Source organism: Paenibacillus montanisoli (assembly GCF_003268025.1).
Taxonomy (GTDB): domain Bacteria; phylum Bacillota; class Bacilli; order Paenibacillales; family Paenibacillaceae; genus Paenibacillus_Z; species Paenibacillus_Z montanisoli.
Window position 1 is genome coordinate 1,524,755 of sequence record NZ_QLUW01000001.1, and the last position, 13,174, is coordinate 1,537,928.

The 13,174-nt window shown below is 55.1% G+C and carries 13 protein-coding genes; 4 read left to right on the forward strand and 9 right to left on the reverse strand.

Features of this window, described 5'->3' with window-relative positions; translation table 11 throughout:
* Positions 1-4 precede the first annotated feature (4 nt).
* The 8 genes from mtnB to DL346_RS06835 all read right to left on the reverse strand — a co-directional run bounded on the left by mtnB (position 5) and on the right by DL346_RS06835 (position 8,003).
* The gene (gene mtnB, locus DL346_RS06800) at positions 5-655 is read right to left on the reverse strand and encodes a methylthioribulose 1-phosphate dehydratase (protein ID WP_112881262.1); all 651 of its coding nucleotides are present in this window, start codon (positions 653-655) and stop codon (positions 5-7) included.
* A gap of 2 nt (positions 656-657) precedes the next feature.
* Complete coding sequence (locus DL346_RS06805; RefSeq protein ID WP_112881263.1) at positions 658-1,332, reverse strand: 2-hydroxy-3-keto-5-methylthiopentenyl-1-phosphate phosphatase; 675 nt, start codon at positions 1,330-1,332, stop codon at positions 658-660.
* Positions 1,332-2,561, reverse strand: coding sequence for a 2,3-diketo-5-methylthiopentyl-1-phosphate enolase (locus DL346_RS06810; protein ID WP_112881264.1), 1,230 nt, complete (start codon positions 2,559-2,561; stop codon positions 1,332-1,334). Before DL346_RS06810 ends, DL346_RS06805 begins: the two co-directional genes overlap by 1 nt.
* Positions 2,558-3,439, reverse strand: coding sequence for a pyrroline-5-carboxylate reductase (gene proC, locus DL346_RS06815; RefSeq protein WP_112881265.1), 882 nt, complete (start codon positions 3,437-3,439; stop codon positions 2,558-2,560). Before proC ends, DL346_RS06810 begins: the two co-directional genes overlap by 4 nt.
* Positions 3,440-3,457: 18 nt before the next feature.
* Positions 3,458-4,705 (reverse strand): glutamate-5-semialdehyde dehydrogenase, encoded by a 1,248-nt coding sequence (locus DL346_RS06820; RefSeq protein WP_112881266.1) that lies wholly within the window; start codon positions 4,703-4,705, stop codon positions 3,458-3,460.
* A 25-nt stretch (positions 4,706-4,730) separates the two neighbouring features.
* A complete protein-coding gene (gene proB / locus DL346_RS06825; RefSeq protein WP_112881267.1) occupies positions 4,731-5,846 on the reverse strand; it encodes a glutamate 5-kinase in 1,116 nt (371 codons plus the stop codon).
* Between the two features lie 408 nt (positions 5,847-6,254).
* Positions 6,255-7,445, reverse strand: coding sequence for a pyridoxal phosphate-dependent aminotransferase (locus tag DL346_RS06830; protein WP_112881268.1), 1,191 nt, complete (start codon positions 7,443-7,445; stop codon positions 6,255-6,257).
* Between the two features lie 108 nt (positions 7,446-7,553).
* Positions 7,554-8,003, reverse strand: coding sequence for a hypothetical protein (locus tag DL346_RS06835; protein ID WP_112881269.1), 450 nt, complete (start codon positions 8,001-8,003; stop codon positions 7,554-7,556).
* Positions 8,004-8,118: 115 nt separating this feature from the next.
* Here DL346_RS06835 and DL346_RS06840 point away from each other — a divergent pair, with 115 nt between their 5' ends.
* Entirely contained in the window at positions 8,119-8,916 is a 798-nt protein-coding gene (locus DL346_RS06840; protein ID WP_112881270.1) for a carbon-nitrogen family hydrolase, read from the forward strand.
* Here the strand turns inward: DL346_RS06840 and DL346_RS06845 are convergent.
* Positions 8,905-9,795, reverse strand: coding sequence for a LysR family transcriptional regulator (locus DL346_RS06845; protein ID WP_112881271.1), 891 nt, complete (start codon positions 9,793-9,795; stop codon positions 8,905-8,907). The genes DL346_RS06840 and DL346_RS06845 overlap by 12 nt on opposite strands.
* 174 nt (positions 9,796-9,969) lie before the next feature.
* On the opposite strand from DL346_RS06845, the gene leuC reads away from it, so the two are divergent.
* The 3 genes from leuC (at position 9,970) to DL346_RS06860 (ending at position 13,039) form a co-directional block, all read left to right on the forward strand.
* The gene (gene leuC / locus DL346_RS06850) at positions 9,970-11,391 is read left to right on the forward strand and encodes a 3-isopropylmalate dehydratase large subunit (protein ID WP_112881272.1); all 1,422 of its coding nucleotides are present in this window, start codon (positions 9,970-9,972) and stop codon (positions 11,389-11,391) included.
* A 76-nt stretch (positions 11,392-11,467) separates the two neighbouring features.
* A complete protein-coding gene (gene leuD, locus DL346_RS06855; protein WP_112881273.1) occupies positions 11,468-12,061 on the forward strand; it encodes a 3-isopropylmalate dehydratase small subunit in 594 nt (197 codons plus the stop codon).
* Between the two features lie 171 nt (positions 12,062-12,232).
* On the forward strand, positions 12,233-13,039 hold the full coding sequence (locus DL346_RS06860) for an NAD-dependent epimerase/dehydratase family protein (RefSeq protein WP_112881274.1): 807 nt from the start codon (positions 12,233-12,235) through the stop codon (positions 13,037-13,039).
* Positions 13,040-13,174: the final 135 nt, after the last annotated feature.

Sequence of the window (13,174 nt, forward strand, 5' to 3'; positions counted from 1 at the left end):
GTTGTCACGTTCTGCTTTTCAGCAGCTCCCAGCGGTACACATATTCGAACAGAAACTCGAAGGCTTCCAAATGCCGCTTCGCTTCGAAGGCGTTCGCGCCCCAAGCGTAAATGCCGTGCTTGCGCAGCATGATGCCCGGAATTCGCTTATCCAGCCGTTCGGTTACTTCCGGCACGATGCTAGGGATATGCGCGAAGTTGGACACGATTGGAATGTCGATATGAGCTTCCTCGTCCCAAATGTTGAACGCTTTAATGAGCTCAACGCCGTCGACCGGAATCGATGTGCGCTCCCAGAACAGCTCGGAAACGAGGTTGTTGAATACGGTATGTACGTGGAAAATCGCGCCGCAGCCGGTCTGCTTGTAAATTTCGCAGTGGATCAGCGTCTCTGCCGACGGCTTTAGTTTGGTTGGCTCGCTTGGCTTGCCGTCTTGATCGACGAACAGAAAGTCTTCCGGCGTCGAGCGGGACTTGTCTTTGCCGCTGGCTGTGATGGCGAAGTGAAACTCCTCCGGAGTGAAATCGCCAACGCGGATCGACAGGTTGCCGCTCGTTCCGGGAAACCAGCCGCGGGAAGCGAACAGGCTCTTTACTTCGGTTAGTTCTGCAAGCACGCGCTGCTTGTCTTCTAAGGCTAAGTGTGCAAATGACATCGTTAAGTGGTCGCCTCCTGCAGGTTCAGTACATCGATGACGTCATGGAACGTCTTGTATTCATGGTAAGGCAGCCCGAGCTCCTTGCATTTCTGCGTCAGGTGGGAGCGGGCGAATACCACGTCGACGAGCTTGGCGCCTTCGAAATCCGTTACGCTGTCGCCAATGAGAATACGCTCGAATTGGCCGGCAGGGAAGCGGCGGATAATGCTTGTTTTGCACATGCCGCAGTCGGTTTTGCATTCGCCTTCGCAGGGATGCGGCCATGTAATATCGATTCGCTCGCCGGAAAAATCGCTGCCGTTGCAGTAAATATGATCCTCCGGTATGCCAAATGGCGCAAGGAGCGGATAGACGAAGAAGTCGATTCCTCCGCTTGTGACGTAGAATTGGATGTCATGCTCCTTGCAAAACGCAAGAAGGTCGGCAAAGCCTGCGCGGATCTTGGCGTTCGAAATCGCATAATCCACGACTTCCTTCTTCATGGAGGTCGGGAGGAGGCGGAACAGCTCGCCGACGCCTTGGCGAATCGATTTGCGCTGGCCGACGATGTCGTTTACGATCGTTTCCCATCCGGCCGGATTGAAATGGCGGATAATCGCGACGATGTTGTCGTTCTCGGTGATGGTGCCGTCAAAATCACAAAAAATAACGCGTTTTACGGGTCTGGCTGTCATTATTGTTTATACCCCCAACTGTCAATCGCGGCTTGAAGCGCTTCGTTACCCGGCTTAGCAGCTGCGTCCGGCAGAGAAACGCCGGCTCTTGCCGCTTCGATTGCGATACGGAACGCTTGTCCGCCCGCTGCGGTTCCCATCGGATGACCGTGAATGCCGCCGCCTGCATTAACGACGACATCGGTGCCGAAATCGCGCAGAATGAGCGGAACGAGTCCCGGATGTATGCCTGCCGAAGGAACCGGGAAGCTGGGCGCTACTGGCAGTGCCGGATCGATGAGCGCGGCTTGAACGGCCAAATTCTCTTCCCGCGGCATGACGACGGAGCCATATGGCGAAGGGAAGAGGACCAGATCGGCTCCGGCGAGTCTCATCAGCTTGCCAAGCAGGAGCGGAGCTGCGATGCCATAATGCGTGGACGGATACAAGGCGCCGGCCATAGCGGGATGCGCCGCGATCGGCACCGTAATCTCGGGATCGCTGCTTAGCTCGTGCAGGACATCGTAGCCATACGCAAGGACATTGAACAGGAGCGCATTCGCGCCCGCCCCGATTGCGCGTTTCGCCTGCGAAGCCAGCTTCGAGGTCGGACCGGTCAGGTTAACGGCATACAGAAGTTTTTGGCCGGTTACCTCTTCGGCTTGGCGCGCCGCTTCCATGCAAGCTTCTACGCGTTTCTCAAGCGGGGTCAGCGGATTCTCGAACAAAATTTCGTCATCCTTAATGAGATCGACGCCGCCAAGCGCTTGCTGATAGAATTGCTCGCGCAAATTAGGCAGGTCATGGCCGATGACGGATTTGAAAATGCTCATTAGCAACGGGCGCTCATAAGCGCCCAGCAGCTTGCGGACGCCATCGATTCCAAACTTCGGTCCAGGAAATGCCGATACGAACTCGCTGGAGAAATCGAGATCCAGCAGCTTGATTCGGCCGTCCATGGACAGCTTGCCGAATACGGTAACGAGCAGGGCAGGGAGGTCCCGGCTGAAGTTGACGTCCGGATATGCGATGCGGAGATCGGCATAACGCTCTCCGGGTACGGAGCTTTCATGCACGTCGACGGAAATGACGCGGCCGAGATGCTTCTCCATCTCGGCTTTGCGCGCTTCCGGCAAATCGGTCCAGCTGCCAACGGTCAGCCCGACGGCGATCCCTTGCGCTTTCTTATGAAAATCAGCTTTGTCATCGTAACTTCGATAGGTAGCGATACATACGGCTTGATTGCTCATGAGGTTGCTTTCCTTTCAATCTCTGCTCCCATTTCCGCGGCGCGCTCCGCAGCGCGCGAAATCGCGCTGATGACCGCCTGCGAGAATTGGTTCGCATCTAGTTTCTCGATTGCGGCCTGCGTCGTGCCGTTCGGAGAGGTGACTTTGCGGCGCAGCTCCGCCGGGTTCTCCCCAGTAGCTTTCACCATATGCGCAGCTCCTAGTACGGTTTGCACCGTAAGCTCGCGCGCCGCTTCCTCCGACAGGCCAAGCTCGCTGCCTGCCGCAATCATCGCTTCCATCAGGTAATACACATAGGCTGGACCGCTCCCGGATAAGCCGGTTACGACCTCAAGCATCCGTTCCTCCACGACCGTCGTCAACCCGACGGCTTGGAACATCGTTTCGGCCAGCAAGCGCTGCTCCTGCGACACCGCAGCCGAGAAGCTTACGCCGGTCGCTCCGAGCCCGATCGTGCTGGACGTATTCGGCATCGTGCGGACGATCGGCATCGGCTTGCCAAGCAGCGTTTCCAGGGTGCGGATCGTCATGCCCGCGATGACGGAGATAATCAGCTGCCCAGGGTGAAGCAATTCCCGCACTTGGCCGATTGCCTCAGCCGCATCCTTCGGCTTCATCATCAGAAACACGATATCCGCTTCTTTCAGCATGGCGGATTTGTCCGCCTCGATCATCGAGGTATTGACGCCGTAGCGGGCGGTGAGCTCTTCCATGCGAGCGGCATTTTGCCGGTTCATCATGCTGATTTGGCCCGGCTCCGTCAGCCCGCGGTCGAGGAGACCGCGCACCATGGCTTCCGCCATCGATCCCGCGCCATAGAAGCACATTTTCAGCGACGCGATTTTATGTGTTGCATTCGAAGATGAAATTAACGTCATGATCGTGATTCCTCCTGTCTATCCGCGGATTTGACCGCTGCCGTAGATGCGGTATTTGGTTGATGTCAATGCCGGAAGTCCCATCGGGCCTCTTGCATGAAGCTTCTGCGTGCTGATGCCGATTTCGGCGCCGAAGCCGAATTCGAAGCCGTCCGTAAAGCGGGTGGACGCGTTGTGATAGACAGCGGCGGCATCAACCTGCTGAAGGAAGAGCTCCGCATGCTCCCGGTTCTCCGTCACGATGCATTCGGAGTGCATCGTGCCGTACTTGCGAATATGGTCAATCGCTTCGTCGAGGCCGGAGACCATATGAATATTCAAAATGTAATCATTATATTCGGTCGCGAAATCGGCAGCAGTGACTGCAATCGCCTCCGGCACGATAGCGCGCGTCCGGTCGCAGCCGCGAAGCTCGACGCCTGCGTTAAGCATGCGGTCCGCCAATTCGCGCAGATGGCGGGAGGCAAACGATTCATGGACGAGCAGCGTCTCCATGGAATTGCAAACGGAAGGCCGCTGAACTTTGGCGTTGAAGGCGATGTCCGACGCCATGGACGGCTGCGCGCTTTCATCCAAGTAAGTATGACAAATGCCCGCGCCTGTTTCAATGACCGGAACGGTCGCATTTTCAACAACATTTCGAATTAGCGATGCGCCGCCGCGAGGGATGACGACATCCAGCAGGCCGTTCAATTTCAACATTTCGTCGACGGATGCGCGTGACGGGTCCTCGATCAGCTGAAGCGCATCGGCCGGCAGAGCTGTGGAGGCAAGCGCTTCTCGCAGCACCTCCACGATGCGGCGATTCGATTCAAGCGCCGCGGAGCCGCCACGCAGAACGACGGCGTTGCCGGTTTTCAAGCAAAGACCGGCCGCATCGACCGTCACGTTCGGACGCGCCTCGTAGATCATGCCGATCACGCCGAGCGGCACCGAAATTTTCTCCACGCGAAGGCCATTAGGGCGTTCAAAGGCTTCAAGCACGCGGCCGACCGGATCTTCCAGATCCACGACCTGGCGGAGGCCCTCCGCGATGGTTTCGACCCGTGAGGAAGTGAGCGTAAGGCGATCGAGCAAAGATTCGCTCGTGCCGTTCGCGCGGCCGCGCTCAATGTCGATCCGATTTGCTTCAATGATGGAATCCTGTTGGCGGATCAAAGCAGCCGCCATGTCGAGAAGGGCTTCGTTTTTCTGATTCGTCGTCAATGAATTCATGATGGCCGCCGCCTGCTTGGCAAGGGCCGCTTTTTCCCGCAATTCGCTCATATGGTCTCTCTCCCTATAGATGATTTTAAGCTCTGAGGGTAACCCACTCATCACGGTGAATCACTTCGATCCGGGCAACCTCAACCCGTCTGCGCACTTCTTCGGTACTAAGGCCGGCAACGGCCTGCACTTGCCAAGCGGCATAGTTTACGACGCCGCGGCCGAGCGATTGCTGCTGCTGGTTAAACACCTCGACGACATCGCCGGGGTGGAAATCGCCCTCGATCGTGCGGATGCCCGCAGGAAGCAAGCTTTTCCCGCCATCCAGCAGCGCCCGTTCGGCGCCTTCGTCCACGAAGATCCGGCCTTGCGGCATCGAGTGGAAGCCAAGCCATTGCTTCTTCATCGGCAGGTTGTGCAAGCTCGTATCGAAATACGTGCCCTTGCCGATCCCGGAAACAGCTAGCTTCAAGTCGCCCGGCTCAAAGACGCGGCCGATAAATACCGGCACGCCGCCGCGCATCGCGATACGCGCAGCTTCGATTTTGGAGCGCATGCCCCCCGTACCGACGGAAGAGCCTGCACCGCCCGCGATTCGTAAAATGTCATCCGAGATTTGTTCAACGCGGTCGATCCGGACGGCGTTCGGATTTTTGCGCGGATCCTCCGTATACAAGCCGTCCATATCGGTCAAAATAACGAGCCGCTTCGCTTTGACGAGGTTCGCGACCAGCGCGGAGAGCGTATCGTTTTCGCTGAATTTCAGCTCCTCGGTTGCGACCGTGTCGTTCTCGTTCACGATCGGCAGCATCCGTCGGTGAAGCAGCTCCTCGATCGTCATCAGCGCGTTCGAAATGCGCTTACGGTTGGAGAAATCGGCGCGGGTAAGCAGAATTTGAGCGACTCCGACGCCTCCTTGGCTGCCATAGGAAGCGAATGCTTCCTGATAGGCCTGCATCAGCAGCGCTTGGCCGACGGCAGCGGCCGCCTGCTTCTCATGAACGAGCTTCGGCCGGGTTTGATAACCGATTTTTTTGAATCCGGCGGCGATCGCGCCGGAGGTGACAAGCAGCACTTGATAACCTGCTTCATGAAGGGCAGCGAGCTCGTGGGCGAAGAAGGCGATGCGTTCGCGATTGATGCCGCCTTCCTCGGAGGTCAAGGAGCTGCTGCCGATTTTGACTACAATAGTATCTGTCATGTTGGATCTCCCGTCCCCTCTGAACAATAAAAAAAACTTTCATCCTTGTACAATACAAAGGACGAAAGTTTCACTTCCGCGGTACCACCTTTATTAACGGCTATGCTGATCGAGCATGCCGTTCCGCTTTCAATAAGACCTGATAACAGCAGGCCGCTGTCCGACTCATCGCCGGCCGTTCCGGGGTGGGTTTCTGCAGCAATAGCGGTAAGTTCTCACAGCGAACGAACTTACTCTCTGGGCGCATTGCGGGATGCGTACTTGGCCCCATCAAGACGTTAATCGTTTTTAATTAAAGAGAATCTTACCATAGTCCGCCTTATGCTGTAAAGCAATAAAGCTAATAAATAGAAGCCCGTTGTGACGGGCTTCTGCGTGTTGTCCCTTACAGCTGACGAGAGCTGGCTGCTATCCAAAGAGATTGAGCTTGCCGATCCGGTGAATGGCTTCTTGAAGCCGTTCTTCCGGCGCGAGCAAGCCAAGTCTTACATAGCCCTCGCCATGCTTGCCGAATCCGACGCCCGGCGCCAGCACGACGTCCGCGCGTTCAAGCACAAGATCCGAGAAGGACGATGAGGTGAAGCCTTTCGGCACCGGCAGCCAACAGAAGAACGAGCCGCTTGGCTTCGCCGCTTGCCAGCCGATCTCCGCCATGGCCCCGAATAGGGCGTTGCGACGGTTCTCGTAAGCCGATGCGAGCTCTGCCACGCACTGCTGCGAACCGGTAAGCGCCGCCGCCGCCGCCGCTTGAATGCCGCCGAACAAGCTGCAGTAATAATGATCTTGAATCAGGTTGATAAGCGAAATGATTTCGGGATTTCCGAGCGCAAAACCGACGCGCCATCCAGCCATGTTGTAAGTTTTGGACAGCGTATAGAATTCCACGCCAACCTCCTTGGCGCCCGGTGTCTGCAGGAAGCTTACCGGCTGCTTGTCGTCAAAGCCGATCGCACCGTAAGCAAAGTCGCTGGCGACAACGATGCCGTGTTTGGCTGCGAATTCGACGGTTTGCTTGTAAAACTCGCTACCTGCGGTTGCGCCGGTCGGATTGTTCGGATAATTGATAAACATCAGCTTCGCTTTATCTGCAACGGCCGGCGAAATCGCTCCGTAATCCGGCAGGAACGCGTTGTCCGCCGTGAGCGGCATTAATTCCATCACTCCGCCCGCAAGCGCAACGCCGGACCAGTAGTCCGGGTAGCCTGGATCAGGTACGAGACAGACATCGCCAGGATTAAGCAGGCACTGGCTGATTTCGATCAGTCCGGTTTTGCCGCCGAACAAGATCGCGACTTCCTTCTCCGGGTCAAGCTCCACGCCATAGTCTTCCTTATAGCGTTGCGCGACCGCTTGCTTCAGGAACGGATAGCCGCTGAAAGGCGGGTAGCGGTGATACATCGGATTCGGCGCAGCTTCTTGAAGCGCTTCTACGATATGGGGGGGAGTAGGCTGATCGGGATTGCCCTGCCCCAGATTGATGACGTCGCGTCCTTTGGCCGCTTGGGCGTTCGCTTTGCGGACAAGGCCTGCAAAAAATTGCGCCGGCAAACCTGTCATACGGTTTGCCGGACTGATTTGAACTGTTTTTAATCCATCCATTATTGATCACTCCACCGTTAATCTATGCCTAAATGTAGCATAATGTTGGAATGAGTGTCGAGCGCCAAGCTTCGACAGCGGCGGAGCGGCTTCATAAACGCTTAAGCCTTATAGATCCATCGCTTTCAGGAACGGCTTGATATTCGCTTTGAACTGCAGCAGATAAGGCTTGCGGTTCTCATCGAATACGAGCAGCAGCTGCGGCTTCTTCGGGCAATAGAATAGGAAGACGTCCTGCGTCATGATTTGGATCTCGCCAGCCTTTACGGCCGTTGGCTCGTCCAGCGGAATCCGGAATACGTATCCGCATTTGTCCTCCGCCTGCAATCTAGGCGACAGGCCGGTAACGGAATTGAGCCATGTTTTGGCATAGCCTTGAAATTCCGCGCTGTTCGGTACGGATTTCACAACCTTGCCTGCGACGACATCGAAAGCTTGGACTGGGCGCTGCATCGCGCCGCCTTCATCGATTGCGCCTGCGCTCGCTGCAGCGGGAAGCGCTAAAATGAACAAAAGCAGAGCCAGGGCGGCTAAGATTTTCGTGCTCCATATTCTCATTTATGCAGTCTCCTTCGATCGGTTCAGAATGGTTTCCTTCTTACGGTACCCATCTTGACAGCGAAGCATGAGACGATATGATTAGGTAAAACTGAGCAATTCAGGAGGATGTCGAATGAGCGAGAGGAAATTGCGGCTTGCGATCGTGCAAATGCACGTCGATGCGGGGAACCCCGATGTAAACTATGCGCGGCTGCGGCAAAAACTGAACGAGGCCGTTCAAACGGCGGAGAAGCCGGATCTGATCATGCTTCCGGAAATGTGGAACACCGGCTATGCGCTGGAGCAAATCGATCAAATCGCGGATTTCGAAGGCGAGCGGACGAAGGCTCTGCTTTCCGAATTTGCGCGCAGCCATCAGGTTCAAATCATTGGCGGCTCAATTGCCGAGAAGCGCGAGGGCGGGGTATACAACACGATCTATGCGTTTGACGCAAACGGGGACGTTATGGCGGATTATTCCAAAATCCATTTATTCCGTCTTATGGACGAAGAGAAGCATCTGCAAGCGGGAGACAAGCTTGGACGGCTGGAGGTTGCGGGCGCGGAGGCAGGCATGATGATCTGCTACGATATCCGGTTCCCGGAGCTTGCCCGCAAGCTGGCGCTCGGCGGAGCAAAAGCGTTGTTCGTGCCGGCGCAATGGCCGAATCCAAGACTGCATCATTGGCGGACGCTGCTCATGGCGCGAGCCATCGAGAACCAAATGTTCGTCATCGCTTGCAACCGCTGCGGCGCGAGCGGCACCAGCACTTTCTTCGGCCATTCCTTGGTGATCGATCCATGGGGCGAGATCATCGCGGAAGCGGGAGAAGAGGAAGTTATCGTGCGAGCGGAAATCGATCTGGACATGGTGGATGCCGTCCGCGCCAAAATTCCGGTATTCGAAGACCGCAGACCGTCACTTTATTAACGTCGATTTCATCGTATCAATGAATGCCTCAGCCGCTCTCGAGAGATAGCGGCCTTTGCGGCTTGCAATGACGAGCGTCCTGATCGGTGAAGGGGCGGCGATCGGCAAGTAAACCGGCGTTCTCTCGTCGGTTTTATCACGCATCAGCATTTTCGGGACGAACGTAATGCCCATCCCTGCCGCGACAAGCGATTGGACGGTTTCGATGTTGACGCTTTCGAAGACGATCCGGGGCTCGAAGCCGGCCTTTTCGCAAATTTCCATGACATTCTGACGGAAACCTTGCCCTTTTTTCAATACAATGAACGGTTCTGAGCGAAGCCGTTCGATACGGACGGGATCCTTAATTTTAACCAACGGGTGATCGGGCGGAACCGCGAGCATAATATCCTCTTCTATTATCGGAACCCATTCGAGCGACGGCTCGAAGAGCGGAAGCGCCAGCAGGCTGAGATCGGTCTGGCCGCTTGCCGTGAGCTGTTCCAGCTTGGACGGCGTATCCTCGACGAGGACAACTTCGATCGACGGATATTGTTTATTGAAGATGGGAAGCACGATCGGAAGAACGTGAGAACCGGTAATCGACAAACTGCCGACGACGAGCTTTCCTTTGCGCATGTTGGCGAGGTCGTCGAGCTCTTGCTTCAACTGCTCGATGTTGTCTAATATATTTTGCGCCTTGTCGACGAAAACGGCACCCGCATGCGTGAGCTCGACGGAGTTCGTCGTGCGGCGAAACAGCAGCACGCCGATTTCCTTCTCCAGCTTGGAGAGCTGCTGGCTAAGCGAGGGCTGGGCGATGTGCAGCTTCTCGGCGGCTTTGGAGAAATTTTTCTCTTTTGCGATTTGAATGACATATTGCAACTGGCGAAATTCCATAGACCACCACTCCGCAACCTGATTTTGGCAAAACATACCGTCATAGGCCGTACCTATTGCTGTTATAGATATTATATCTTAGATCAATGAAGAAAGAAATGATATGATGGCTTCATTGAAATATTGCTACGCGCAAACGAACTTATCGCAAATGAACTTATGAGGTGAATACAAATGACGAAAAGAACGATGTTTGAGAAAATTTGGGATAATCACGTCATTCATTCTGAAGAAGGCAAACCGAGCGTTATCTATATTGATTTGCAGCTTGTGCATGAAGTAACATCTCCGCAAGCGTTCGAAGGTCTTCGCATGACGGGCCGTAAAGTGCGCCGTCCGGATCTGACGTTCGCGACGATGGATCACAACGTGCCTACGAAAGACCGTTTCAACATTACTGATCCAATCTCCAAACAGCAAATCGATACATTGACGCAAAACTGTAAAGACTTCGGCGTTACGCTGTTCGATCTTGACAGCATCGACCAAGGCGTCGTACACGTTATGGGCCCAGAGCTTGGCCTGACGCACCCTGGCAAAACGATCGTGTGCGGCGACAGCCATACGTCCACGCACGGCGCTTTCGGCGCGCTTGCTTTCGGTATCGGTACTTCCGAGGTTGAGCACGTCCTCGCAACTCAATGCTTGCAGCAGTCCAAAGCGAAGACAATGGAAATCCGCTTCATCGGCTCCCGTAAGCCGGGCGTTACGGCGAAAGACATGATTCTTGGCGTTATCGCCAAGTATGGCACGGACTTCGGTACCGGCTACGTTATGGAATTCTCGGGCGAAGCGATCCGCAGCCTGTCGATGGAAGAGCGCATGACAGTATGTAACATGTCCATCGAAGCCGGCGCTCGCGCTGGTTTGATCGCACCGGACGAAACGACGTTCAATTACCTGCGCGGCCGTGAGTATGCCCCGCAAGGCGAGGCATTCGACCGTGCGGTTGCGGCTTGGAAAGAGCTTGCATCGGACGAAGGCGCTCAATTCGATACCGTTATCGAATTCGACGTTGACGCGTTGATCCCGCAAGTCACTTGGGGCACAAGCCCAGGCATGGGTACGGACATCACGAAGCACGTTCCGGTACCGGCTGAACTCCCGACGGAGAACGAACGTAAAGCTGCCGAGAAGGCGCTTGAATATATGGGTCTGACTCCAGGTACGCCGATGAGCGAGATCGAAATCGATTATGTCTTTATCGGTTCCTGCACAAACGGCCGTATTGAAGACTTGCGCGCTGCGGCAGAAATTGCCAAAGGCTACAAAGTAAGCGATCGGGTAACGGCAATCGTCGTTCCGGGTTCCGGACGCGTTAAGCTGCAAGCGGAGAAAGAAGGCCTTGACCAGATCTTCACCGAAGCTGGCTTCGAATGGCGCGATGCAGGCTGCTCCATGTGCCTTGCGATGAACCCTGACGTCCTGCAGCCGGGCCAGCGCTGCGCATCGACGTCCAACCGTAACTTCGAAGGCCGTCAAGGCCGCGGCGGACGTACCCACTTGGTTTCCCCTGCAATGGCTGCAGCCGCTGCCATCATGGGTAAATTCACAGACGTGCGCGATTGGAAAATCAAATCCGAAGTACTGAACTAGTAACCACGCAATCGAATCGCGTAACATAACGCGATATCGGTTGCAGTAGCAAGAGAGACGAGAGGAGTAAACGACCATGGAAGCTTTCAAACAACTAACGGGTCTTGTTGCCCCGGTAGACCGTGTAAACGTAGATACAGATGCAATTATCCCGAAACAATTTCTTAAGCGGATCGAGCGCAGCGGCTTTGGCCAGTTCCTGTTCTTCGAATGGCGCTGGGATGAGCAAGGCAACGTTATCGAATCGTTCAGCCTGAATCAGCCGCGTTACCAAGGCTCGGAGATTCTGATCTCCCGCGCTAACTTCGGCTGCGGCTCCTCCCGCGAGCATGCGCCATGGGCGATTTTGGACTACGGCTTCAAAGTCGTTATCGCACCGTCGTTCGCGGATATTTTCTATAATAACTGCTTTAAGAACGGCATTCTTCCGATCCGCTTGAGCGAGGAGCAAGTCGAAGAGCTGTTCCAACGCACGGCGAAGACGGAAGGCTACAAGCTGAATGTCGATCTGGAGAACAAAACATTGACGGACGATGCCGGCCTGAACATTGCGTTCGAACTTGACGAGCACCGCCGCCAATTCCTGCTTCAAGGCTTGGACGACATCGGTCTGACGCTCCAGCACGAAGACAAAATCGCAGCTTACGAAGCAAGCCGCGTCGTATTTTAAATCAAACAAGAGCCCTGGTACTTTGCTGCCGGGGCTTCTTTCATAGGCAAGATGTACGGGTACTATCCTCTAGGTAACTAACTAATCATCGTTTCAGTTCTTTCCCGATCGTACGGGCAGTAGCTATACTGGGGGAGGAAGTTATGAAGCTGATAAAGGAGAGCGGATGGAATGAACATCTTAATCACCGGTGCATCGGGAAGCGTAGGGACAGGGGCGGCGGAGGCGCTTGCCGGCCAGCATCAGCTGCGGTTAGCAGATGCGAAGCCAATCAAAACGTCGCTGCCGTTCTATCTGTCCGACGCGAGAATGACAGGCTCATTGGATCAAGCGGCCGAAGGCGTGGACGTTATCATCCATACTCCTGCGTATCATGGCATTCATATGGGGAAGCATTCCGAGCAGGAGTTCTACGACTTGAACGTAACAGGTACGTTTAATATGTTTCAAACCGCCGTCCGCAATAAGGTGCGAAGAGTGGTTTGGCTGTCGAGCATGTCGTTCTTCGGGTCGGATTTTTATGCGTATACGAAAAAGCTGGGCGAGCAGCTGTGCACGTTTTATCATGAACAGCACGGCATTGAAGTGATTATGCTGCGCCCGTCCGACTTTACGCCATTCCGTGACCAGCTTCATTATGGTGAAAGGCTGCTGCATGGCGGCGTTGATCGCCGGGATGTTATTCAAGCCGTAGTCGCCGCGGTTCACGCTCCGGTTTCTTTCGGGGCCTATCATATCGTCCGCCATGATCCGTTCACGGAGAACGATGTCGAGGCTTACGCCGCTTCTCCGATCGATGCATGGGAGAAAGCGTATCCCGGAGCGAAAGCCGTCATTCAGAAGCACCGCTTCCAGCTGCCGAAGCAAATTCAAGCGACGGACCTCACGGCGGAACGCACCGAGCTTGGCTATACTCCGCGGCATCATTTCGGAACATTTCTTGCAGAGCTGGAGCTGGCCAATAAGCAAAATGAATAGATAACGATTCATTCAGGCAGTCGGAACCTTGCGTTCCGGCTGCTTTTTTGCATGTTCGAAAAAGTTACATTTTTCCTCTTTACGCAACTTTTTCTGACAAACTGCGTCTAATATTCGTCTGGGCGTGGTCTCTGT